24 protein-coding genes are annotated in these 22,860 nt (G+C 68.5%); 16 read left to right on the top strand and 8 right to left on the bottom strand.

All coding sequences use genetic code 11. The features are described 5' to 3' along the window. Positions 1-106 precede the first annotated feature (106 nt). The 13 genes from FGL98_RS07125 to FGL98_RS27065 all read left to right on the top strand — a co-directional run bounded on the left by FGL98_RS07125 (position 107) and on the right by FGL98_RS27065 (position 12,911). Positions 107-769, top strand: a complete 663-nt coding sequence (locus tag FGL98_RS07125; RefSeq protein ID WP_146316152.1) for an ABC transporter ATP-binding protein — start codon at positions 107-109, stop codon at positions 767-769. Continuing rightward, complete coding sequence (locus tag FGL98_RS07120) at positions 766-1,539, top strand: ABC transporter permease (RefSeq protein WP_146316042.1); 774 nt, start codon at positions 766-768, stop codon at positions 1,537-1,539. Before FGL98_RS07125 ends, FGL98_RS07120 begins: the two co-directional genes overlap by 4 nt. Beyond that, on the top strand, positions 1,539-2,528 hold the full coding sequence (locus tag FGL98_RS07115; RefSeq protein WP_146316041.1) for a COX15/CtaA family protein: 990 nt from the start codon (positions 1,539-1,541) through the stop codon (positions 2,526-2,528). The genes FGL98_RS07120 and FGL98_RS07115 overlap by 1 nt, the downstream gene beginning before the upstream one ends. Positions 2,529-2,659: 131 nt before the next feature. Beyond that, on the top strand, positions 2,660-4,846 hold the full coding sequence (gene tkt / locus FGL98_RS07110) for a transketolase (protein WP_146316040.1): 2,187 nt from the start codon (positions 2,660-2,662) through the stop codon (positions 4,844-4,846). After that, positions 4,836-5,978: a transaldolase gene (tal, locus tag FGL98_RS07105; protein ID WP_146316039.1), complete on the top strand. Its 1,143-nt coding sequence runs from the start codon at positions 4,836-4,838 to the stop codon at positions 5,976-5,978. Before tkt ends, tal begins: the two co-directional genes overlap by 11 nt. After that, on the top strand, positions 5,975-7,615 hold the full coding sequence (locus tag FGL98_RS07100; RefSeq protein WP_146316038.1) for a glucose-6-phosphate isomerase: 1,641 nt from the start codon (positions 5,975-5,977) through the stop codon (positions 7,613-7,615). The genes tal and FGL98_RS07100 overlap by 4 nt, the downstream gene beginning before the upstream one ends. After that, positions 7,612-9,156 (top strand): glucose-6-phosphate dehydrogenase, encoded by a 1,545-nt coding sequence (gene zwf / locus FGL98_RS07095; protein WP_146316037.1) that lies wholly within the window; start codon positions 7,612-7,614, stop codon positions 9,154-9,156. Before FGL98_RS07100 ends, zwf begins: the two co-directional genes overlap by 4 nt. Beyond that, positions 9,153-10,103, top strand: coding sequence for a glucose-6-phosphate dehydrogenase assembly protein OpcA (locus FGL98_RS07090; RefSeq protein ID WP_246136414.1), 951 nt, complete (start codon positions 9,153-9,155; stop codon positions 10,101-10,103). The genes zwf and FGL98_RS07090 overlap by 4 nt, the downstream gene beginning before the upstream one ends. Positions 10,104-10,113: 10 nt before the next feature. Further along, complete coding sequence (gene pgl, locus FGL98_RS07085) at positions 10,114-10,863, top strand: 6-phosphogluconolactonase (RefSeq protein ID WP_146316036.1); 750 nt, start codon at positions 10,114-10,116, stop codon at positions 10,861-10,863. Between the two features lie 114 nt (positions 10,864-10,977). After that, positions 10,978-11,361: a nuclear transport factor 2 family protein gene (locus FGL98_RS07080; RefSeq protein ID WP_146316035.1), complete on the top strand. Its 384-nt coding sequence runs from the start codon at positions 10,978-10,980 to the stop codon at positions 11,359-11,361. A 783-nt stretch (positions 11,362-12,144) separates the two neighbouring features. Further along, the gene (locus tag FGL98_RS07075) at positions 12,145-12,342 is read left to right on the top strand and encodes a type II toxin-antitoxin system VapB family antitoxin (protein WP_146316034.1); all 198 of its coding nucleotides are present in this window, start codon (positions 12,145-12,147) and stop codon (positions 12,340-12,342) included. After that, the gene (locus tag FGL98_RS07070; protein ID WP_146316033.1) at positions 12,339-12,716 is read left to right on the top strand and encodes a type II toxin-antitoxin system VapC family toxin; all 378 of its coding nucleotides are present in this window, start codon (positions 12,339-12,341) and stop codon (positions 12,714-12,716) included. Before FGL98_RS07075 ends, FGL98_RS07070 begins: the two co-directional genes overlap by 4 nt. Before the next feature lie 90 nt (positions 12,717-12,806). Continuing rightward, a complete protein-coding gene (locus tag FGL98_RS27065) occupies positions 12,807-12,911 on the top strand; it encodes a hypothetical protein (protein WP_425460985.1) in 105 nt (34 codons plus the stop codon). A 95-nt stretch (positions 12,912-13,006) separates the two neighbouring features. Here the strand turns inward: FGL98_RS27065 and FGL98_RS07060 are convergent, their stop codons facing one another. Next, positions 13,007-13,609, bottom strand: a complete 603-nt coding sequence (locus FGL98_RS07060; RefSeq protein ID WP_222432045.1) for a hypothetical protein — start codon at positions 13,607-13,609, stop codon at positions 13,007-13,009. Between the two features lie 85 nt (positions 13,610-13,694). Between FGL98_RS07060 and FGL98_RS25775 the strand changes: the two genes are divergently transcribed. Together FGL98_RS25775 and FGL98_RS07055 are read left to right on the top strand one after the other, a co-directional pair. Further along, complete coding sequence (locus FGL98_RS25775; RefSeq protein WP_222432044.1) at positions 13,695-13,928, top strand: hypothetical protein; 234 nt, start codon at positions 13,695-13,697, stop codon at positions 13,926-13,928. Positions 13,929-14,522: 594 nt separating this feature from the next. Then, the gene (locus tag FGL98_RS07055; protein WP_146316031.1) at positions 14,523-16,010 is read left to right on the top strand and encodes an APC family permease; all 1,488 of its coding nucleotides are present in this window, start codon (positions 14,523-14,525) and stop codon (positions 16,008-16,010) included. Here FGL98_RS07055 and FGL98_RS07050 read toward each other — a convergent pair. The 5 genes from FGL98_RS07050 to gap all read right to left on the bottom strand — a co-directional run bounded on the left by FGL98_RS07050 (position 15,958) and on the right by gap (position 19,711). Then, positions 15,958-16,260 carry an RNA polymerase-binding protein RbpA gene (locus FGL98_RS07050; RefSeq protein ID WP_246136423.1) on the bottom strand — a complete coding sequence of 101 codons (303 nt, stop codon included), beginning with the start codon at positions 16,258-16,260 and terminating at the stop codon, positions 15,958-15,960. The two genes, FGL98_RS07055 and FGL98_RS07050, sit on opposite strands and share 53 nt — an antisense overlap. Before the next feature lie 63 nt (positions 16,261-16,323). Beyond that, a complete protein-coding gene (gene secG / locus FGL98_RS07045; protein WP_146316029.1) occupies positions 16,324-16,566 on the bottom strand; it encodes a preprotein translocase subunit SecG in 243 nt (80 codons plus the stop codon). Between the two features lie 99 nt (positions 16,567-16,665). Beyond that, complete coding sequence (gene tpiA, locus FGL98_RS07040) at positions 16,666-17,499, bottom strand: triose-phosphate isomerase (RefSeq protein ID WP_281289156.1); 834 nt, start codon at positions 17,497-17,499, stop codon at positions 16,666-16,668. A gap of 2 nt (positions 17,500-17,501) precedes the next feature. Further along, positions 17,502-18,701 carry a phosphoglycerate kinase gene (locus FGL98_RS07035; protein ID WP_146316028.1) on the bottom strand — a complete coding sequence of 400 codons (1,200 nt, stop codon included), beginning with the start codon at positions 18,699-18,701 and terminating at the stop codon, positions 17,502-17,504. A 5-nt stretch (positions 18,702-18,706) separates the two neighbouring features. Continuing rightward, a complete protein-coding gene (gene gap, locus FGL98_RS07030; protein ID WP_146316027.1) occupies positions 18,707-19,711 on the bottom strand; it encodes a type I glyceraldehyde-3-phosphate dehydrogenase in 1,005 nt (334 codons plus the stop codon). A gap of 563 nt (positions 19,712-20,274) precedes the next feature. Between gap and FGL98_RS07020 the strand changes: the two genes are divergently transcribed. Beyond that, positions 20,275-20,760 (top strand): hypothetical protein, encoded by a 486-nt coding sequence (locus tag FGL98_RS07020; RefSeq protein WP_146316025.1) that lies wholly within the window; start codon positions 20,275-20,277, stop codon positions 20,758-20,760. A gap of 52 nt (positions 20,761-20,812) precedes the next feature. Here FGL98_RS07020 and whiA read toward each other — a convergent pair whose 3' ends face one another. After that, complete coding sequence (gene whiA, locus FGL98_RS07015) at positions 20,813-21,793, bottom strand: DNA-binding protein WhiA (RefSeq protein ID WP_146316024.1); 981 nt, start codon at positions 21,791-21,793, stop codon at positions 20,813-20,815. A gap of 71 nt (positions 21,794-21,864) precedes the next feature. Further along, positions 21,865-22,809, bottom strand: coding sequence for a gluconeogenesis factor YvcK family protein (locus tag FGL98_RS07010; protein ID WP_146316023.1), 945 nt, complete (start codon positions 22,807-22,809; stop codon positions 21,865-21,867). Positions 22,810-22,860: the final 51 nt, after the last annotated feature.

Genomic DNA, 22,860 nt, shown 5'->3' with positions numbered 1-22,860 from the left:
CGTTCAGGCGGGCCACCTAGAATTCACAATCGTGACAGACACCGCAGAGCGCGTCGTGATTCGCGATGTGACCCACCATTATGGCAGCAAACGCGCTCTCCATGAGATGTCGTGGTCTGCGGACGGTGGGCAGATCACCTGCGTTCTGGGCCCCAACGGGGCCGGCAAGACCAGCATCATGGAGATGGCCGAAGGTCTGCGGCGACCCGAGTCCGGGCAGGTGCGGGTGTTGGGCGACGATCCATGGGATGCCTCCCCCGACCATCGCGCTCGGGTCGGGGTGATGCTCCAGGACGGCGGCCTTCCCGGCGGAGCCAAACCGCTGCGCTTCCTGGCGCACTTCGCCCAGCTGTACGGGCGCACCGATCAGCTCGAACCACTCGTCGAGGCGCTGGGCATCAGGGACTTCGAGACCACCTCCCTGCGGCGCCTGTCGGGTGGCCAACGTCAGCGCGTTGCGCTCGCGGCCGCCCTGATCGGCCGCCCCGACGTGGCCTTCCTCGATGAGCCGAGCGCCGGCCTGGACCCGCACGCACGCCTGGATGTGTGGGACCTGATCCGCGATGCGCGGGACCGCGGCTGTGCCGTCATCGTGACGACCCACTCCTTCGAGGAGGCCGAACGGCTGGCCGATCGCGTCGTCGTTGTCGCGGCGGGGTCCGTGGCGGCACAGGGCACCGCGGACGAGATCTCCCATCACCAGGGCAGCCGCGGGCTGGAGGACGCCTACTTCTCCCTCACCCGCCCGGCCGGAAGGCATCAGGTATGACCACTTCGCAAGCCTCCCCCTCGATGCGTCCGACGGGGACCGCTGCCCGCGCCAGGTCGCAGGCCCGGTTCGAGACCCACACCCTTCTCGCCAACGGCGAGCAGCTGGTCGTGTCCATCGTGCTGCCCGCCATGGCCCTCGTCGCCATGGCACTGACCACCAGCCCCAGCCTGGGCGCCGGCCGACGGATCGACCTGGTGATGCCCGGCGTCCTCGCCCTCGCGATCGTGTCGACCGCGTTCACCGGGCAGGCCATCGCCACCGGGTTCGACCGCCGCTACGGCGTGCTTCGGCTCTTCGGGGTGACGCCGCTCGGGCGCAGTGGCCTGCTGGCCGGCAAGGCGGCGGCCGTCCTGGTCGTCGTGGTCGTGCAGACGATCATCCTGGCGATCATCGGTCTCGCCATGGGCTGGAACCCCGATGTGACAGGGATCGCGCTGGCCATCGTCTTCGCCCTGCTCGGGTGCTGGGCATGGGTGGCGCTCGCGCTGCTGCTGGCCGGAGCACTGCGCGCCGAGGCGGTGCTGGCCGTGGCAAACCTGATCTGGGTGCTGCTTGCGGCTGTCGGCGGACTGCTGTTCCCCACCGACCGGATGCCCAGCGGCGTCGCCGACGTCGTCCGGCTGCTGCCGTCCGGCGCATTGGGTGACGGCCTGCGTGCAGCGCTGACCGATCACGACGGACGCCTGCTGCTCCCCCTGGTCGTCCTCGTGGCCTGGGGCTGCGTCGCCACCGTCTTGACCGCACGCACCTTCAAGTGGAGTGACTGATGCTGCCGCTGCCCGACTCCCGCCCGGTCCAGTCCGAGTCGCCCGTGACCGGTCGCTGGTTGAGCCGGCTCTTCTGGCTGAACCTCGTCGTCGAGGGCCTCATCGTGCTGTCCGGCGGACTGGTCCGCCTGTCCGGCAGCGGCCTGGGCTGCCCGGACTGGCCGGACTGCGTCAGCGGGTCCCTGATCCCGGTCGCCCATCAGGCCCAGAGCTGGCACAAGTTCGTGGAGTTCGGCAACCGCACGCTCACCGGCCTGGTGAGCATCGTGGCGGTCGCGCTCCTAGTGGCGGTGTGGCGTTGGGCCCCGTATCGCAAGGGGCTGCGTCTGCCCGTGGCTCTCATCCTGCTGGGCATAGCCGTCCAGGCGGTCGTCGGCGGGATCTCGGTGCACCTGAAGCTCAACCCGTTCATCGTGGCGGCGCACTTCTTGATCTCGATGGTGCTCGTCGCGGCGTCGGCCTGGCTGGTCTGGCGGGACCGCGAGGGTGACGCACCGCCCAAGCCCACGGCGCGCCGCGAGGTGCGGCTCGCGGCCTACGCGGCGAGCGTCATGGGGGCCGTGGTGCTTGTCCTGGGGACCATGGTCACCGGCGCCGGACCACACTCCGGGGACGCGACGCAGCCGGCCCGGCTGCACATCGACGTGCGGTCCATCGCCTGGATGCACGCGGACTCGGTGATGTTGTTCTGCGGCCTCGTCGTAGCCACCTGGCTCGGCTGCCGCCTCGTCGCCACCACTCGGCGGTCTGCCAAGGCGTGGCTGCTCGTCCTCGTGGTGACTGCCCTGCAGGGGATCCTCGGCTACACGCAGTACTTCCTCGGTGTGCCCAGTCCGCTGGTCGAGTTGCACATGCTCGGCGCCACGCTCCTGGTCATCGCCCTCACCTGGGGGGTCCTCAGCCTGCGCGAGCGCACCCAGGAGTCGCCCGCAGAGCCGGCCGCTCCCCCGGCACGCGACCGTCAGCGGGCCCCTGACCGTTCGAGGTAGCGCAGCGGGTCGATGCGCAGCAGCGGTTTCAGCCTTGCGGTGTAGTCGCCGCCCTGCACTTGGCAGCCGGTCTGGGCTCGGGACTAGGCTCGAACACAGAACCAAACCGTTCCCCACTCGAAGGAGCATCCGTGAGCAAGGACCACGACTCTGCACAGACCGATTCGGCGCAGGCGTCCGGCCGCGACTCCAGTCTCCCGGCGCCCATCGCCACCAAGGCAGGCTGGACCGCCACCGACGTGCGCGCCGTCGACACCGTGCGCGTCCTGGCCGCCGATGCCGTGCAGAAGTGCGGCAGCGGGCATCCTGGCACCGCGATGAGCCTGGCGCCCCTCGCCTACCTGCTCTACCAGCAGGTCATGACGCACGACCCGAGCGACCCGAGCTGGTTGGGCCGTGACCGCTTCGTGCTCTCCTGCGGGCACTCGAGCCTCACCCAGTACATCCAGCTGTACTTCAGCGGCTACGGCCTCGAGCTGGACGACCTGAAGGCGCTTCGCACGTGGGGCTCTCTGACCCCCGGCCACCCGGAGGTGCATCACACAACCGGCGTCGAGATCACCACCGGTCCGCTGGGCTCCGGGCTGGCCTCCGCCGTCGGTATGGCGATGGCCCAGCGCCGCCAGCGCGGCCTGCTCGACCCCGACGCGGCCCCGGGTGAGAGCCCGTTCGATCATCGGATCTTTGCGGTGGCCAGCGACGGCGACATCATGGAGGGCGTCTCCTCCGAGGCGTCGTCCCTCGCCGGGCACCAGGAGCTCGGCAACCTGACGCTGATCTACGACGACAACGTCATCTCCATCGAGGACAGCACGGACGTCTCTTTCAGCGAGGACGTCTCCGCGCGCTACGCCGCCTACGGCTGGCACGTGCAGACCGTCGACTGGCGCTCGTCGGGCGAGAAGGACGGCCGCTACGTCGAGGACGTCGACGCGCTCCTCGCCGCGCTCCAGGAGACCAAGAAGGTCACCGACAAACCGTCCCTGGTGGTGCTTCGCACCATCATCGGCTGGCCGGCACCGACCAAGCGGGACACCGGCGCGGCCCACGGGTCGGCACTTGGCGACAAGGAGGTCGCCGGCACCAAGGAGCTGCTCGGGTTCGACACCGAGAAGACCTTCGAGGTCTCCGACGAGGTCATCGACCACGTGCGCAAGGTCGGCGAGCGGGGCAAGGCCGCCCACGCCGCCTGGCAGCAGAAGTACGACAGCTGGCGCAGCGCCAACCCGGAGCAGGCCACCCTCCTGGACCGGTTGGTCGACCACAAGCTGCCGGACGGCTTCGACGACGCATTCCCCGTCTTCGACGCCGACGCCAAGGGCATCGCCTCCCGCGCCGCGTCCGGCAAGGTGCTCACGGCCCTGGCCTCGGTCATGCCCGAGCTGTGGGGTGGGTCCGCCGACCTGGCCGGGTCCAACAACACGACGATGGACGGTGAGCCCAGCTTCATCCCCACCGATCGGCAGACCAAGACCTGGAGCGGCAACCCCTACGGCCGCACCCTGCACTTCGGCATCCGTGAGAACGGGATGGGGATGATCCTCAACGGGATCGCGCTGGAGGGTCTGACCCGTCCCTACGGCGGCACCTTCCTGGTCTTCTCCGACTACATGCGCCCGGCGGTGCGGCTGGCCGCGATCCAGCAGTTGCCGGTCACCTACGTCTGGACGCACGACTCCATCGGTCTCGGTGAGGACGGTCCGACCCATCAGCCCATCGAGCACCTGGCCGCGCTGCGTGCGATTCCCGGTCTCGACGTCATCCGCCCGGGCGATGCCAACGAGACCGCCGCCGCGTGGAAGACCGTGCTCAGCCACCGGACCGGACCATCGGCCCTGTGCCTGTCCCGTCAGGCGCTGCCGACGCTGGACCGCACCGAGTACGCCTCGGCCGACGGTGTGGCGCAGGGCGGCTACATCCTCGCCGACTCCGAGAAGGACACGCCGGACGTCGTGCTGATTGCCACCGGGTCCGAGCTGAGCCTCGCGGTCGAGGCTCGGAAGGAACTGAAGCATCAGGGCGTTGACGCTCGTGTGGTGTCCATGCCGTGCCGTGAGTGGTTCGACGCGCAGGACCAGGCCTACCGGGACAAGGTTCTGCCACCGTCGGTTCGGGCCCGCGTCTCCGTCGAGGCCGCCACCCCGTTCGGATGGCGAGAGGTTGTCGGCGACGCGGGGCAGATCGTCGGGATCGACCACTTCGGTGCCAGCGCGGACGCCAAGACGTTGTTCACCAAGTTCGGCTTCACCACCGAGAAGGTTGTGCAGGCCGCGACGGACTCCATCAACACCGCAGGAGGCAAGACTCATGGCAACTGACAATGCGCACATCAAGGCGCTGGGCGACATCGGCGTCTCGATCTGGCTGGACGACCTGAGCAGGTCGCTCATCTCCTCCGGCGATCTGAAGAAGCTCATCGAGACCAAGGACGTCGTCGGAGTCACCACCAACCCGACGATCTTCGCCAAGGCGCTGTCCGATGGGACCGCTTATACCGACCAGGTCGAGGAGCTCGCGAAGGCCGGGTCGTCTGTGGACGAGGCGGTGTTCAGCATCACCACGACCGACGTGCAGCACGCCTGTGACGTGATGCGTCCGGTCTATGACGCCACCGACGGCAAGGACGGACGGGTGTCGATCGAGGTCGACCCGCGTCTTGCGGGCAAGACGCAGGAGACCACCGACATGGCCAAGAAGCTGTGGGCCCAGGTCGATCGCCCGAACGTCATGATCAAGATCCCGGCCACCGTCGAGGGGCTGCCGGCCATCACCGCCGCCACCGCCGAGGGCATCAGCGTCAATGTGACGCTGATCTTCTCCCTCGACCGCTACCGCGGGGTGATGAGCGCGTTCCTCGCCGGCCTGGAACAGGCCAAGGAGTCCGGCAAGGACCTGTCCACCATCCGCTCGGTCGCCTCCTTCTTCGTGTCCCGTGTCGACTCCGAGGTGGACAAGCGCATCGACGCGATCGGCTCGGCGCAGGCGAAGGCGCTGCGCGGCCAGGCAGGGGTCGCCAATGCGCGGCTGGCCTACCAGGCCTACGAAGAGGTCTTCTCCACGCCACGTTGGAAGACGCTCGAGGACGCCGGGGCACACACCCAGCGCCCGCTGTGGGCATCGACCGGTGTCAAGGACAAGGCCTACTCCGACACGATGTACGTCGTCGACCTCGCAGTGGACAACACGGTCAACACCATGCCGCCCGCCACCTTGGACGCACTCGCCGACCACGGCGAGCCGAAGGGCGACCAGGTGACCAGCAACTACGACGAGGCCAGCAAGGCGCTCGACGGCCTCGAGCGGATCGGCATCAGCTACGCCGACGTGGTGCAGGTGCTCGAGACGGAGGGCGTCGACAAGTTCGAGAAGTCGTGGGCCGAGCTGCTCGACTCGGTCCAGTCCGAGCTGGACAAGGCCGGGCAGGGCGCGCTCGCCGGGGAGGCCAAGTGAGCACGACGTCTTCCGGCGTGACCGTCACCGCGGCGGGCGCCGCGGCCGACGCCGTCACCACGCACGTGCCCGGCCTGGTGGACCAGAAGTTCGCCAGCAGGTTGTTCGCGCAGGACAAGACCCTGTGGGGCCCGGATGCGGAGTCCGAGGCAGGCAAGCGGCTGTCCTGGGTTGGCCTGCCCCGCACCTCCAGGCCCCTGGTCGGCCAGATCAACGGGCTGCGTGCGGAGTTCACCGCCAAGGGACTCGGCCACGTGGTGCTCTGCGGCATGGGCGGGTCTTCGCTGGCTCCCGAAGTGATCTGTGAGACGGCCGGAGTCCCGCTGACCGTGCTCGACTCGTCCCAACCGGACATGGTCCGAGCCTCGCTCGGCGACCGACTGGAGCAGACGGTGGTGGTGGTCTCCTCCAAGTCCGGGTCGACCGTCGAGACCGACTCGCAGCGCCGTGCCTACGAGGCGGCATTCCGGGCCGCCGGCATCGACCCGGCCGAGCGCATCGTCGTGGTCACCGACCCGGGCAGCCCGTTGGACGCGGAGTCCCGCAAGGCCGGCTACCACGTCGTGAACGCCGACCCGGACGTCGGCGGCCGATACTCCGCGCTGACCGCGTTCGGCCTGGTGCCGAGCGGACTGGCCGGCGCCGACATCGAGGCGCTGCTGGATGAGGCGGAGGCGATGGCCGACGTGCTTGCCAGCGACGACGACAGCAATCCCGCGTTGCGTCTCGGCGCCGTGCTCGGTGGCACCCAGCCGTTGCGGGACAAGGTCGTGCTGCACGACGCCGGCACGTCGAACGTCGGGTTCGGCGACTGGGTGGAGCAGCTGATCGCCGAGAGCACCGGCAAGCTCGGCAAGGGCCTGCTGCCGGTTGTAGTCGGCTCGACCCCGGTCACCCGGCAGACGGGCGACGAGCTGCTTGTCGAGCTGCGGGCCGTCGACGACGAGTCCGCGGTCGACGGCGCGGCGACGGTCGCGGTCGCCGGCTCCCTCGGCGCCGCGATGCTGCTCTGGGAGTGTGCGGTCTCGGTGGCCGGCCGGCTCATCGGGATCAACCCGTTCGACCAACCGGATGTCGAGAGCGCCAAGCAGGCCGCGCGCGACCTGATGGGCCAGGGCACCGGCAGCAGCGAACCCGCCTCGTTCACCGACGGCGCCGTAGAGGTGCGCACAGCGGGTGGCGACTGGCTGGGGTCCGCCAAGACCGTTCCGCAGGCTCTGCAGTCGCTGCTGGACCAGCTGCCCGACAATGGCTACCTGGCGATCATGGCCTACCTCGACCGGATCGCCGACAGGTCCCTGTCCGACATCCGGATCGCGTTCGCCAGCCACCTGTCCCGTCCGGTCACGTTCGGTTGGGGGCCACGGTTCCTGCACTCGACCGGGCAGTACCACAAGGGCGGACCGGCGGACGGCGTCTACCTGCAGATCACCATCGCCCCCCACGAGGACCTGGCGGTGCCCGGACGCGACTTCACCTTTGGCGAGTTCATCGCGGCCCAGTCGGCCGGCGACGCGAAGGTGCTGGCGGATCACGGACGTCCCGTGCTGCGGCTGCACATCACCGACCACCAGGACGGTCTGGCGCAGGTCATGCAGGCCGTGTCCGCTCTGACCGGCAGCGGTTCGACTTCGTGAGCCCCGCCCGCGTCGGACGCGGGACCAACCCGTTGCGGGGAGCCGACGATCGCCGGCTCCCCCGCATCGCGGGTCCCTCGTGCGTGGTCATGTTCGGTGTCACCGGTGACCTGGCCCGCAAGAAGCTGTTGCCGGCCATCTACGACCTGTTCCACCGGGGGCTGCTGCCACCGGGCTTCTCCCTGGTCGGGTTCGCCCGACGCGACTGGGACGACGACACCTTCCGTGACGTGGTCCGTGAGTCGGTGGAGACCGGTGCGCGCACCGGCTTCCATGAGGAGGTCTGGGCCGGCCTTGCGGAGGGACTGCGGTTCGTGCAGGGCACCTTTGACGACGACGCAGCCTTCGACCGGCTGGCTCAGGTCGTCGACCAGCTGGAGGATGAGCGCGGCACCGGTGGCAACACCGCCTTCTACCTGTCGGTGCCACCCGCGTCGTTCCAGCCCGTGTGCGAGCAGCTGGACCGTTCGGGTCTGAGCCACCAGGATCCACACCGGTGGCGTCGGGTGGTCATCGAGAAGCCGTTCGGTCATGATCAGGCCAGCGCGAGCCGGTTGAACCGGATCGTCGAGGGTGTCTTCCCACCGGACACGGTGTTCCGCATCGACCACTACCTCGGCAAGGAGACCGTCCAGAACATCCTGGCGCTACGGTTCGCCAACCAGCTGTTCGAGCCGGTCTGGAACAGTCACTTCGTCGACCACGTCCAGATCACCATGGCCGAGGACATCGGCATCGCGGGCCGGGCCGGCTACTACGACGGCATCGGGGCCGCGCGCGACGTGATCCAGAACCACCTGTTGCAGCTGCTCGCGCTCACGGCGATGGAGCAGCCGAACTCCTTTGAGGCCGATGCGCTTCGCACCGAGAAGGAGAAGGTGCTTGCCGCAGTTCGGTTGCCGCGCAATCTGTCTCGGTCCAGCGCGCGTGGACAGTACGCCGCCGGGTGGCAGGGCAGCGAGAAGGTGCTGGGCTACCTCGAGGAGGACGGCACCAGTGCGACCTCGACAACCGAGACGTATGCCGCGTTGAAGCTCGAGGTGCGCTCGCGTCGCTGGGACGGGGTGCCGTTCTACCTGCGCACCGGCAAGCGACTGGGCAAGCGGGTGACCGAGATTGCCGTCGTGTTCAAGCAGGCGCCGCACCTGCCGTTCACGGAGGGTGCGGTCGAGGAGCGCGGCCAGAACGCGATCGTGATCCGGGTGCAGCCCGATGAGGGCATCACCATGCGGTTCGGGTCGAAGGTGCCCGGCGCGTCGGGGATGGAGATCCGCGACGTCACCATGGACTTCGGCTATGGCAACGCCTTCACCGAGTCCAGCCCGGAGGCCTACGAGCGGCTCATCCTGGATGTGCTGCTCGGCGACCCACCGCTGTTCCCACGGCATGCGGAGGTCGAGCTGTCCTGGCAGATCCTTGACCCGCTCGAGCAGTTCTGGGCGCGCAACGGCCAGCCCGAGCAATACACGGCCGGCGGTTGGGGTCCGCGTAGCGCCGACGAGATGATGCGCCGAGACGGGCGCGCCTGGAGGATGCCGTGAACATCGAGATGCCGGACTGCACCACCAAGGACGTCAGCAAGGCACTCGTGCGGCTACGCAGCGAGATCGGTGCCATGACTTTGGGCCGCGTCATGACCCTCATCATCGTGACCGACGACGACGGGGCGGATGACGCACTGGAGGCGGCCACCGCAGCCAGCCGGGCGCACCCGAGTCGGATCATCACGCTGGTGCGGGGCGACCGTCGGTGGAGCGACCGGATGGATGCCGAGGTGCGCATGGGCGGTGACGCGGGGGTCAGCGAGATCGTCGTCCTCCGCCTCTTCGGCGAACTTGCCGATCACGGGGAGGCGGTTGTGACCCCGCTGCTCGTGCCGGACTCGCCGGTCGTCGCATGGTGGCCGATGAACGCCGACTACGACGTCGCCGGGTCGCCGATCGGGGCGATGGCAGACCGACGTATCACCGATGCCTCACTGTCATCCAACCCGCGGAAGGATCTGCTCCGTCGCCGCCAGACCTATGCCGAAGGCGACTCCGACATGGCCTGGTCCCGGACCACGCGCTGGCGTGGACTCCTCGCGACGGCGCTCGACCAACCGCCCTACGAACCGGTCACGGCCGTGACCGTCAGCGGTGCCAGCGACTCGGCCAGCACCGACCTGCTCGCCGGCTGGCTGGCGGTGCGACTGCGTTGCCCGGTGCACCGGGTCCGCGGCAAGCGGGGCACCGGCCTGACGAAGGTCCACATGGATCGGGCCAGCGGTCCGATCGAGCTGGTGCGACCGGATCGCCGATTCGCCACCGTGACCCAACCGGAGCAGCCGCCGCGCACCGTCGACCTGTCGCGCCCCGGCACGGCCGAGTCGCTTGCCGAGGAGTTGCGCAGCATGGACCGGGACATCACCTATCGGGATGCCCTGCTGAAGGGCCTCGAGCTCGTGGACGGAGTGTCGGCGACCCGAGCCGGCCGCAGCCGGAAGTAGGAGGCATGAAATGACGACACCCCGCATCGAGGTCGGCCCCAGCAAGGATGCGACCACCGCAGCCATCGCCGCCGCGCTCTCGGAGTCGATTCGGGCCGCCCAGGATGCCCGCGGGACCGCGCACCTGGTGCTGACCGGCGGCTCGATGGGCGGAGCGTCGCTGGTCGGCCTGCAGCACCCGCAGGTCGGACCCGTCGACTGGTCCCGGGTGCACCTGTGGTGGGGCGACGAGCGATTCGTGCCGTCCGGGCATCCGGACCGGAATGAGACCGAGGCCCGCGAGGCCCTGCTCGATCGGCTCGGGCTGGACCCGTCAATGGTCCACGCGATGCCCGCGACCGATGGCCCGGACGGTGACGACGTCGCCGCAGCGACGACCCGGTATGCCGCGGAGCTGGCTGCGCACGCCGCGGACGGACACGACGTCCCGGCCTTCGATGTGCTGATGCTCGGGGTCGGCCCGGATGCGCATATCGCATCTCTCTTCCCGCACCACCCGGCGCAGCGGGTGACCGGAGCACCGACCGTAGCGGTCGAGGACTCCCCCAAGCCTCCACCGGTGCGCATCAGCCTGACCTACCCGGCGATCAATGCCGCGAGGCAGGTGTGGTTCATGGTCGCCGGCGCGGAGAAGGCCGACGCGGTGCAGGCGGCGCTCGCGACGGGTGCCGACCCGTGGGACACCCCGGCCAGCGGTGCGCACGGCTCGCAGGACACGGTCTGGTGGCTCGACGCCGCGGCGGCAGCCCGCATCCGATAGCTGTTCTGGCCCAGCAATATTCTGTCACCCGGGGCGGGTCGAGCAGTACGCTCGCGCCGTGCGGGCGAGCCGGCGTCCGCCGGCCGCGAGCCGCCGGCCGCGAAGGAGATCACCATGGACGTCGAGGCAGTGCGCCGGTTTTATGCCGCGGTCGCGGCAAGGGACGTCGAGGCCGCGGGCTCCTGCTTCCGCCCGGATGCCGTGTGGCACCTGCCCGGGCACAGCGTCATCTCCGGCGATCACCGAGGGTGGCCGGCGATCCGAGACCACTTCCTGACCCGGCTGGGTCCGCTGTCCGGTGGCACCTTTCGGGCCGACTTGCTGGACATCGCGATCGGCGACCAACACGTCGTGGCCGTGCAGCACGCGACCGGCGACTATCAGGGGAGAACTCTGGATATCACGGGCTGTCAACTGATGACGATGGCCGACGGTCTGATCCAGGAGGTTCGTGGGCACTACTCCGACCAGGATCAGCTCGATGCGTTCTGGGGCTGACCACGCGCCGGCCGAGAGTTGCCGGCCTCTCGGCGTCACCTCGCCGAGGTCGCAGGAACTTCCCGCACCTGACCGGGCTCGGTGCTGCCACCCTGGTCGAGGGCGAACGGCGGCGGCGCCAGCGGGAGGTCACCGCGGTGCGGCGGCAGGACGACGTCGTCGCAGGCGACGCGGCAGCAACGCGACGCCCAGCAGGACAACGCTGCCCGCGGCGGCTCCTGCGGCCTCGCGGCGCCGATCGGCAACGGCCGTCTTGAGGCACGCGCACCCCCGCGGCGCGGAGTTCGACAGTCGTGGGGTGTTCAGGCAGTGGCGCGTAGGAGAACCACCCGAAGCCCGAGTACTGCGGCGAGATCGCGTTGCCTGATACTCCCTCGGCTCGGACCGAAACAATCATCAGGACCGCTGCCGCAACGACCGCAGCGGCGCCCACCGCGAGAAGCGCACGACCCACCATGAGCCGATGGTAGGCGTGCATCACATCCGGGCTGGTGTGTCATCCCATCTCTACAAGCAGATCCGCCATCGGTCGGCTTGCAAGACTGTGGCGGACGTCCCGTAGCGGCACCCCTGCGAAACGGGTCGGGCGCGAAGAGCGTCTCGTCCCTTTGGTCGCCGGTGACTGGCTTACGGGGATGGCGTGTCTTGGCCGGCCACTGTTTGGTGTGCGTGAGCGCGTCTGATCCACAAAGATGACGGCGCACCGCACGCGGATCCCTGGCCGGTCGCCATGGCACGTATGATGGCATCACCTGATGTCCCGAACCGTGCCTGGTGGTGACGATGCGAACGACTCTCGCCTTGGACAACGAGCTCGTCAAGGAGGCCCAGCGCCTGACCGGGACGACTGAGAAGACCGCTCTGGTTCGTCAGGCCCTACAGGCCCTGATTGAGCGGGAGAGTGCTCGACGGCTCGCGCAACTCGCGGGTAGTGAGCCCGACGCGAGACCGGCACCGCGACGGCGGTCAACTCCCGCGTGATCCTCGTTGACACGTCGATCTGGATCGACCATCTCCGCAGCGGCGATGCGCACCTCGGCACCCTTCTCCAGCACAGCGAAGTGCTGGGCCACCCGTGGGTGACAGGGGAACTTGCCTTGGGTAACCTCGCGCGCCGCACCGAGGTCCTGGGACTGCTCCACAATCTTCCGCAGGCCACCCTTGCCACAGATGTCGAGGTGATGACCCTGATCGATCACCATCGACTGGATGGCCTCGGCATAGGCTACGTCGACGCACTCCTGCTGGCCTCCACGAGGCTGTCAGCCGGTGCCCAACTGTGGACGCGTGACAAGCGACTCCAGGCGACGGCCGTGCGACTCGAACTCGACCATGGCGACTCCCAGGGCACCTGACCATGCCGAGCCCCCATTTGACCATCAACCGGAACAGGGTGCCTCAGCAAACCTCGCTTTCCAGACCGAGTCCAGCTACAAGCGGCCGGCGTGGCCCTCGGCTCGGCACTCCATGAGCACCAACCTCAGGACGATGTCCGGGTCCTGGTCGATCCCGATGGCCACCCGTTCTGCCTGTATGTCGATCGCGACTAGCGCTGTCGCACGATACCGGGGACCATTCGTAGCCGGATCGTCAACGGGCGGAGATCATCCGCGGGAGGGGTGGCGAGGGCTGCGTGCGGAGGTTGTTAGTGGGGCAGGAGTGCTGTTACGGCGGTGGCGAACGTGGTGAGGGAGGCATCGTCGCCGGCGGTGATGGTGCCGTTGGAGATCGAGCGGCAACCGTTGTCCTTCAGCCACAGCGTTGCGGGTGGGTTGCCGGGGTAGTGGAACGCGATCACGGTGGTCGCCCCGTCGTCCATGGGGCAACTGGTCACGCCGCCGGTGGTGTGGCTCAGGTGGATCGTCCTCGCCTGGTGTGCCAGGCGCTCGGCTTGGGTCCCGTCCAGCCGGGCGTGTGAACGCAGCGCGAATGCTGCACCGTTGAGTCCGTTGTAGGAGCAGATCACCCCTGCCGTTGGGGTCCCTGGGGGTAGCAGCGACGTTTTCGTCCCTGGTGGGACGTTGGTGGCGCCACGGTCACTGGTCGGGCAGCCGCCAGCCACGGTGACCGCGAGTCTTTTGCCGCCTGCGGGAGCAGTCGCCGGGGTGGGATCCACCCATAGGGCGACACCATCCGCACGCCAGTAGCTGCCATGGGCACCATCGGGCGCGATCCCGATGTCGAGTGCCGCGTTTTGCCAGGCATCGCTGTGCAGGTTGTCGGTGTAGCCGTACCCGATGCTGGTCACCACGGAGCCGGTGGTCCCCTTGGCGGTACCACTCGCGCCGAGCCTCTGCGGTGAGTGCGCTGCGATCCACGTTGCGGATTGCTGCATGGACATCGGGACGCGCCAGAACCGTGGCGAGTCGATCAACGATGCCGAGGCTAAGGCGCCCATCGCCGGCCCGCTGAGCGATGTGGGCGCCGAGGTCAACTGGGTCGCTTTCGGCGGGAGGGTGACGAGGGCGATCAGGCGCCGCGTCTCGGCCACTGTCCGCGCTTCGTTGGTCGATGCCGAGGCAGGCAGGGGCGCGCCCGTCGGGGTCGACACGTGCGACACCGGATGATTGCTGCCCGTGCCGGTGGGTGAAGCGCCCGGTGTGGTGGCCCCGCCACACGCCGTCAGCAACGCACACCCCGCGCCCACAGCCAAACGGGCAGTAAGCGGCCGCCGATGCCCCCAGGGCCGAACTGTGCTCACGCTGGTCACCTTACTGAGACGCCCCACGGCACGGGGCGGTCGAGGATCCTGTACCGGGATGTCTGGAGGGGTCGATCACCATCGGTGCTTCGCGGAGGGCGCTCATCGGTCTGGGAGAGTCGCTGCGGGTCGTCGTGTTCGCCAAGCACGTAGCGCAGTCGCCCGCCGCGTGGGTTGGCGGGCCGAAGTCGCCGTCGACCACCAACCCGAGATCGGGCGTGCGCCGCAGCGCTACGTTGGGAATTTCCGACGTCGGACGACGGCTGGTGAGTGCGCAGCCTCGCAACTAATACCTCATCTGCGGGCGGGAGAATTCTCGGAAACCTCACAGATCTGAGAATTAATCTACGAAATTCTTCCTATCCGACGTGTCTCGGGACTAATCTCAATCGACTCGTCGCGGCGTGGGCACACCACGCAGGCGGCGGGCAGTAAGCCGAGCGACCAAGGAGTCGTGACCATGGGCACAACCAGCGCGCCACCCGCACCTGCATCCGCAGCCGCACCCGAGGGACACGGCTCGGGCCTGCACCGGAACGTCATCACCGCCAGCGGCTCGGTCGTGATGGCGGTGGCCGGCAGCGCACCGGCCTACTCGATCGCCGCAACGACCGCGACGCTGGTCGCCGCGGCCGGTCTGGCCAGCCCGGCCGCACTGCTGTGGTGCGGGATCCCGATGCTCGGGATCGCGTGGGCCTTCTCCTACCTCGGCCGCGCCGACGTCAACGCAGGCGCCAGCTACTCCTGGGTGGGCCGGGCGCTGCACCCGACCCTGGGCTACCTGTCCGGCTGGGCGCTGGTGGTGTCGGCGACCATCTTCATGGTGGCCGGGTCCCTCCCCGCGGGGTCGGTCACCGTCGACCTGTTCAGTCCGAGCCACGACTCCGAGACCTGGCTGGTGACCCTGATCGGGTCGGTCTGGTTCCTGGTCATGGTCACCTGCGTCATGATCGGCATCCGCGTGACCGCTCATGCGCAGTGGATCATGTCCTCCATCGAGGTTGCCATCCTGATCATCTTCGCGGTCATCGCCATCGTCCGCGCCTCGCTCGGGCATCACGCCGGTCCGGCATTCTCCTGGAGCTGGCTCGGGTTCGGGCACTTCAACGGCATGTCCGGGTTCGTCGCGGCCGCGCTGGTCGCGGCCTTCTACTACTGGGGCTGGGACGTCAGCGCGAACCTCAACGAGGAGACGAAGGACAGCCACAAGGCAGCGGGCCTCGGCGGCATCATCGGCGTGCTGATCGTCTTCGCCCTCTTCGAGATGTTCACCATTGCGATCAACATGATGATGACGCCGGCGTCCATCGCCGCCAACAGCGGCAACGTGCTCGGTCGGCTCGGCGAGGTCATCTGGCCGGGAGCGGGTGGCAAACTCCTGATCATTGCGGTCATGCTGTCCACCATCGCGACACTGGAGACCACGTTGATCCAGGTGACACGCTCACTGTTCGCGATGGGCCGAGACCACACGCTTCCCGCGGCATTCGGCCGGGTCCACTCCAGCTGGCGGACTCCCGCATTCGCCACCGTCGTGGTGGCTGGAGTGTCCCTGGTGCTGTTCATCGGCTCGAACTTCCTCGGCAGCGTCGGCACCATCCTCAGCGACGCCATCAGCTCGATCGGCCTGCAGATCGCCTTCTACTACGCCCTGGCCGGCCTCGCGGTGGTCGTGGCCTACCGTCGGCAGATCCTCACCTCGCCCAAGAACTTCCTCTTCATCGGGCTGTGGCCGGCCGTCGGGGCGGCGTTCATGACGTGGATCTTCATCGAGTCGATTCCGACGCTGGGGCTCACAATCGACCTCATCGGCCTCGGCACGCTGGCCGTAGGAATCATCCCGATGTGCATCTACTGGGCCAAGGGCAGCAGCTACTTCGTTCGCGTCCCGCTGACTACCGGATCAGGCCCCGCCCCCGCAGAGTCTCCAGAGCCTCGTCAAGGATGACCGCGCCCTCCTCGTCACTACGGCGCTCTTTCACGTAGGCCAGGTGGGTCTTGTAGGGCTCCGACCGGGTCGGTGCCGGTGGGTTCTCCTGATCCTGCCCGGACGGCAGGCCGCAGCGGGGACAGTCCCACGTCTCGGGGACGGCGAGCCCTTGCCCCTGCGCAAAGCTCGGCCGTGTCTCGTGCCCGTTGGAGCACCAGTAGGAGATCACGACCCGTGGTGCTGCATCGCCTCGCTCCGCCTCGCCCATCGGACCGGCACCAACCCGGCTACCTCGAATCGCGTTGCCACCCGCCACAATCTGCTCCTTCGATCAGCTGAAACGTGCCACAAGCCCAAGCCCGACAATACAGAGCGCCCAGACCAGACCCACGACAATGGTGAGCCGGTCGAGGTTGCGCTGGGCCACCGAGGAACCTCCGAGGCTGCTGGACACTCCGCCACCGAACATGTCGGACAGGCCGCCTCCCTGCCCCTTGTGCATGAGAATCAGCAGCACCAAAAAGAGGCTGGTCACGACGACGATCACCTGAAGGGCGATCTGCACGATATCCACGCGGGATGCTCACCTTCGCACTCGAACTCGGCATGTACGGCTGGCATGAGACCAACCTCAGCAAGGTTACACGGTGATTCGGGCCGTCCCGAATGCCTGTCAGGAAGTTGTGCCCAGGTGGGACTGGTAGCGACAGATCGACGCGAAGTCCACCGGGTCCGTCGAGGCACCCCCGACGAGGGCACCGTCGACGTCGGTCTGCGCCATGATCGATGCGACGTTACCCGGCTTGACGGAGCCGCCGTAGAGGATGCGGACCCGGTCGGCCAGGTCGCCGCTGTAGAGCTGGGCGAGCTGGTCACGAATGGCCGCGCAGACCTCTTGCGCATCCTCGGGCGTGGCGACCTCACCGGTGCCGATGGCCCACACCGGTTCGTACGCGATCACGATGGTCCCGGCCTGCGCCGCCTCCAGGCCCTCCAGAGCGGCAGTGAGCTGGCCGACGACGTGCTCGACCTGCCCGCCCTCCTTGCGCACCTCGAGCGGCTCCCCGACGCAGAGGATGGGTGTCAGCTCGTGCCGGTAGGCCGCCTTCACCTTGGCCCTGACGACGGCGTCTGTCTCCTGGTGGTACTCGCGACGCTCACTGTGCCCGACCACCGCATACGTGCAGCCCAGCCGCGCCAGGAAGGCACCGGACACCTCGCCGGTGTAGGCGCCGGAGTCGTGGCACGAAAGATCCTGGGCGCCGAGCCGCAGGCGCAGCTTGTCACCGTCGATGAGCGTCTGCACCGACCGCAGGTCGGTGAACGGTGGAACCACCGCGACCTCGACCTGGTCGAAGTCGTGCTTCTTGTCCCGCAGCGTCCAGTCGAGCTTTTGGACCAGCACCGTGCCCTGGACGTGGTCCAGGTTCATCTTCCAGTTGCCGGCGATCAGCGTAATGCGTCCCGAGCTCGGCGCAGCGCCGCTCCCGGATGTCTTTGCTGCCACAGTCAGTCCTCCAGGATGGTGAGGCCGGGGAGCGTCTTGCCTTCGAGATACTCCAGGCTGGCTCCGCCACCCGTCGAGATGTGGGTGAAGTCGCTGTCGGCGAAACCGAGCCGGCGCACCGCCGCGGCGGAGTCTCCCCCGCCGACCACGGTCAGGGCGCCGTCCTCGGTGACCTCGACCAGTGCTTGGGCAACGGCCTTGGTGCCGGCCGCGTAGGGCTGCATCTCGAAGGCACCCATCGGCCCGTTCCAGAAGACGGTGCGCGCGCTCTTGAGCTTGTCGGCGAACAGGGCGCCCGACTTCGGGCCGATGTCCAGGCCCATCCGGTCGGCCGGGATGCTGTCTGCGGCGACCACGTCGTGATCCGCATCGGCGGAGAACTTCGTCGCGGCAACGATGTCGACGGGCAGCACGATCTCGACGCCGCGACGTTCCGCGTCGGCGAGGTAGCCCCGCACCCGATCGACCTGGTCCGCCTCGAGCAGGCTGCTGCCCACCTCGTGACCCTGAGCCCTCAAGAAGGTGAAGACCATGCCGCCACCGATGAGCAGCAGGTCCGCCTTGCCGAGCAGGCTCTCGATGACCCCGAGCTTGTCGCTGACCTTCGCGCCGCCGAGCGCCACGGCATACAGCCGGTCCGGCTCGGTGAGCCGCTGCAGCACCTCGACCTCGCCGTGCACGAGCAGGCCGGCCGCGTGTGGCAGCAGCTTGGCCACGTCGAAGACACTGGCCTGCTCTCGATGGACCACGCCAAAACCGTCGCTGACATAGACCTCCGCCAGCGCGGCGAGCTGCTGGGCAAACGCCGCACGGTCGTCGGCCGACTTGGCGGTCTCACCCTTGTTGAACCGCAGGTTCTCCAGCATGGCGACCTGGCCATCCTGCAGGTCGTCCACCGTCGAGCGCGCCGACGGGCCGACCGTGTCATTTGCCAGCGCGACCGGCGCGCCGAGCAGCTCGCCGAGCCGCTCCGCGGCCGGTGCGAGCGAGAACTTCGGGTCCGGCTCACCCTTCGGCCGACCGAGGTGGGCGCACACGATGACGCGCGCGCCCTGCTTGGTGAGCGTCTGGATCGTCGGCACCGAGGCGCGCACCCGGCCGTCGTCGGTGATGTGACCGTCGTCGTCGAGCGGGACATTCAGGTCACTGCGCAGCAGCACCTTCTTGCCGGAGAGGTCGCCGAGGTCCTCGATCGTCCGCATCGGTCTCAGAGGCCCTTGCCGACCAGTGTCGCGAGGTCGACGAGGCGGTTGGAGTAGCCCCACTCGTTGTCGTACCAGCCGACGACCTTGACCTGGTTGCCGATCACCCGGGTCAGGCCGGCATCGAAGATGCACGACGCCGGGTCGGTCACGATGTCGCTGGAGACGATCGGGTCCTCGGTGTAGCGCAGGAAGCCCTTGAGCGGTCCCTCCGCCGCCTTCCGGACGGCCGCGTTGACCTCATCGACGGTGGTCTCCCGACCGGCCTCGAACGTCAGGTCGGTTGCCGAGCCGGTCGGCACCGGCACGCGAAGGGCGAAGCCGTCCAGCTTGCCCTTCAGGTCCGGCAGCACGAGGCCGATGGCCTTGGCAGCACCGGTCGAGGTCGGGATGATGTTGAGCGCGGCCGCGCGGGCCCGACGCAGGTCCTTGTGCGGGCCGTCCTGCAGGTTCTGGTCCTGGGTGTAGGCGTGGATCGTGGTCATCAGACCCTTGACGATGCCGAACTCGTCGTGCAGCGCCTTCGCCATCGGGGCGAGGCAGTTGGTCGTGCACGACGCGTTCGAGATGATCGTGTGCTTGCTCGGGTCGTAGTCCTTGTCGTTGACGCCCATCACGATGGTGATGTCGTCGTTCTTGGCGGGCGCCGAGATGATGACCTTCTTCGCACCGCCGTCGATGTGCGCCTTGGCCTTCGTCGCGTCGGTGAAGATGCCGGTCGATTCCAGCACGATGTCGGCGCCGACCTCGTCCCACCCGATGGCCGACGGGTCCTTCTCGGCAAACGACCGGATCACGCGGTCGCCGACCTTGATGCCCTTGTCGGTCACCTCGACATCCTGCCCGAGGCGGCCGAGGATCGAGTCGTACTTCAGCAGGTGTGCCTGCGTGGCGTCGTCACCCAGGTCGTTGAACGCCACGACCTCGATGTCTGCGCCCGAGGCCTCAACGGCACGGAAGAAGTTGCGGCCGATGCGGCCAAACCCATTGATACCTACGCGGACGGTCACAGTCGACCCATCCCTTCCTTCTGGTGAGCTCTGTGGACACCTCGACCCTATGGGATGAGGACCCATTTACCACAGCCGGTCTCCGAGAGTGGACGACCCTTCCCCCTGGTGCGAGGCCCACCACGCGATCCCCTGGTGGGTCGGCGGCCACAGCAACCTGGCCAACGGGACCTTCTGTGCTCGAGACATCACCACCTGGTCCACACCAACGGATACCTCCCCTCGATCACCGCAAACCGGAGTGATCTGGGACCTGACCCCCGACCGAATGCAGACCCAGCCGCTGCACCCGGACGACCCCCTGACCCACGGGCCCGGCGCACCACCAGACCACGCCCAAACCGCCTGACCCCACCACCGCTTCGGCCGCTTCTGCGTGCCGTAGGGTCCGAGCGCGACCTTCGTTGTGGCTGCGCCATTCTGGTCCAGCCAGCCCCGCCCTTCGGATCGAAGTGGAGCTGACCCGCGACGATGTACTTCGCCTTCGACTCATAGATGCGCCAGGCCTCGGCCATGATCGCTGTGGCTGCCTCGAGTTGGACCCGCACTGGAGTCGGGGGATTGTGAAGTCCGCGTATGCCCTCCTGGAGAACCTGGGCGTGGCCGCCGAGAGGCTGAACCGGGCCGCCAGGTCATTCGGCTCGCCGGATCCCGGCGTGTGGGTCACGATGACCGGCCTGACGCATGCCTGGCGGGCCGACGATGTTCGCAGTACGCGCCGTGCGCCATCCATGCCGCGGTTCCGCCGCGGCGGGGTGGCGTACCGGGCCTACGGGCAGCCCGCAAGTTCGGGGTCGTCCAAGGGGACATCGTGGGACAACGAGTTCCAGCAGGTCGCTTGCACGTTCCAGCCCGGTAGCCGCACCACAGCCATGGCCGGCCGTACGTGTACGTCACCAGGTTTCGACGCGGGCTCGCGCTACGCGCTCGCCCGGCTCAACCCGCAGAAGGGCATGTCCCGCGCTCGCCCGGCTCAACCCGCAGAAGGGCATGTCCCGCGCCCGCCCGGCTCAACCCGCGGAACGGAGGACCACGCCCAAACCGCCTGATCCACGCAAGCCCGTAACTACTTGCCCAGACCCCGTGTGCTGACCATCACATCTAGCTGTCGAGCATGTCGGGGGTCAGGTTCGCGTCGGTGCCGGCAACTCCGAGCTCGTCCGCTCGACGGTCGGCCATCGCCAGCAGCCGCCGGATCCGCCCGGCGACGGCGTCCTTGGTCATCGGCGGGTCCGCCGACTGGCCGAGCTCCTCGAGGCTGGCCTCCTTGTGGTCCAGCCGCAGCCGACCGGCTACTGCAAGGTGGTCCGGCACGTCGTCGCCAAGCAGCTCCAGTGCCCGTTCGACCCGCGCTCCGGCGGCAACCGCGGCACGGGCCGAGCGGCGCAGGTTGGCGTCGTCGAAATTCGCCAACCGGTTCGCCGTGGCACGGACCTCGCGCCGCATCCGGCGCTCCTCCCAGGCCAGAAAGGTGTCATGCGCGCCGAGCCTGGTGAGCATCGCACCGATCGCGTCGCCGTCGCGGATGACGACCCGGTCGACGCCACGCACCTCTCGGGCCTTGGACGGTATGCCGAGCCGACGGGCCGCCCCGACGAGTGCCAGCGCCGCCTCGGGACCGGGACAGGTCACCTCCATGGCCGACGATCGCCCCGGCTCGGTGAGCGAGCCGTGCGCCAGGAAGGCCCCGCGCCACGCCGCCTCCGCATCGCACACGGCGCCGTTGACCACGCGTGGCGGCATCCCTCGGACGGGGCGGCCACGGGTGTCGATCAGGCCGGTCTGCCGAGCGAGGGCCTCACCGTCGTTGACCACTCGCACGACATACCGGCTGCTGCGTCGCAGCCCGCCGGCACTCATCACCAGCAGCTCCGAGTGGTGGCCATACATGTCACTGATGTCCTGTCGCAGCCGGCGTGCGGCGTGCGCGGTGTCCAGCTCTGCCTCGATGACAATGCGCCCGCCGACGATGTGCAGACCGCCCGCGAATCGCAGCACCGCCGAGATCTCCGCCTTGCGGCAGCAGACCTTGGTCACGGTGTGGCGGCTCAGCTCATCCTTCACGCTCGCGGTCATTGCCATGCGCGTCATCCTCTCACCGGCTGATCTCCCGCGGCCGGAATCGGGGTGGACTCTCTCCCTGATCCAGCCACCTACTCCACCACATCCCGGTAGGCCGCCGCCAACCGCAGGCTGTCATGGGTGCCCGGACGTTCCGGGTCGGCCACCTGCGCAAACACCACTTCGGCACCCAGCGCCTGCGCGGTGTCACGCAGCTGATCACCTCGGTCGCGCACGACAGATGGGTCGACGAGCACGACGTCGAGGTGCAGGTCGGGCGCATGCGCGGCGAGCACCTCCAAATGGTCTGACGCGCTGAACCCTTGTGTCTCACCGGTGTTGAGCGCCATGTTCAATGTCAGCATCCGTCGAGCCGAGGTGTGTACGAGGGCATCACGAAGGTCGGGCACGAGCAGGTGCGGCATCACCGAGGTGAACCACGAACCAGGTCCCAGTATGACCCAGTCCGCGTCGAGCACCGCGTGCACCGCCTCCCGACACGGCAGCGGCGGGTCGGGGTTCAACCGGATGCTGAGCACCCGGCCGAGCGTGGTCGCCACCTCCACCTGCCCCAGCACGCTGGTCACCTCGTCGGGGCACGCCGGATCCGCGCCCAGAACGCTCGCCTCGATCTGCAGCGGCTCCCCCGCCATCGGCAACACCCGGCCGCGGGCACCTAGCAGCCGCCCCACCAGGTCCAGCCCGGCGATCGGGTCGCCGAGCAGGTCCCACAGAGAGGCGATGATCAGGTTGCCGAGAGCGTGCCCACCCAGGGGACCGCCGCCGGCGAACCGGTGCTGCAGCGCGTCTCGCCACTGCAAGCCCCATTCCGAGGTGTCGCACAGCGCGGAGAGGGCCATGCGCAGGTCGCCCGGCGGCAGGATGTCGAACTCTTCGCGCAGGCGCCCGCTCGATCCGCCGTCATCGGCGACGGTGACGATGGCGGTGATCCGATCGGTGACCAGTTGGAGGGCCTGGAGAGAGGCTGCCAGCCCGTGGCCGCCGCCCAACGCGGCGACCGCGGGCCGCGCACTCACCTGAGGCCCGGCAAACCTGTTCACCTCGGGGCCCCCGCGAAGTATCGGAGC

It is taken from the genome of Leekyejoonella antrihumi, assembly GCF_007845645.1.
Classification (GTDB): domain Bacteria; phylum Actinomycetota; class Actinomycetes; order Actinomycetales; family Dermatophilaceae; genus Leekyejoonella; species Leekyejoonella antrihumi.
This window is presented reverse-complemented; position numbering and strand designations above follow the sequence as displayed.

Coding starts and splice junctions, on each gene's coding strand:
- FGL98_RS07120 (WP_146316042.1), top strand. CDS start 766: ATGACCACTTCGCAAGCCTCCCCCTCGATGCGTCCGACGGGGACCGCT.
- FGL98_RS07080 (WP_146316035.1), top strand. CDS start 10,978: ATGGACGTCGAGGCAGTGCGCCGGTTTTATGCCGCGGTCGCGGCAAGG.
- FGL98_RS25775 (WP_222432044.1), top strand. CDS start 13,695: ATGGACATCGGGACGCGCCAGAACCGTGGCGAGTCGATCAACGATGCC.
- FGL98_RS07035 (WP_146316028.1), bottom strand. CDS start 18,701: ATGCGGACGATCGAGGACCTCGGCGACCTCTCCGGCAAGAAGGTGCTG.
- FGL98_RS07115 (WP_146316041.1), top strand. CDS start 1,539: ATGCTGCCGCTGCCCGACTCCCGCCCGGTCCAGTCCGAGTCGCCCGTG.
- FGL98_RS07075 (WP_146316034.1), top strand. CDS start 12,145: ATGCGAACGACTCTCGCCTTGGACAACGAGCTCGTCAAGGAGGCCCAG.
- pgl (WP_146316036.1), top strand. CDS start 10,114: ATGACGACACCCCGCATCGAGGTCGGCCCCAGCAAGGATGCGACCACC.
- FGL98_RS07055 (WP_146316031.1), top strand. CDS start 14,523: ATGGGCACAACCAGCGCGCCACCCGCACCTGCATCCGCAGCCGCACCC.
- whiA (WP_146316024.1), bottom strand. CDS start 21,793: ATGGCAATGACCGCGAGCGTGAAGGATGAGCTGAGCCGCCACACCGTG.
- tal (WP_146316039.1), top strand. CDS start 4,836: ATGGCAACTGACAATGCGCACATCAAGGCGCTGGGCGACATCGGCGTC.
- FGL98_RS07125 (WP_146316152.1), top strand. CDS start 107: ATGTCGTGGTCTGCGGACGGTGGGCAGATCACCTGCGTTCTGGGCCCC.
- FGL98_RS07050 (WP_246136423.1), bottom strand. CDS start 16,260: ATGGGCGAGGCGGAGCGAGGCGATGCAGCACCACGGGTCGTGATCTCC.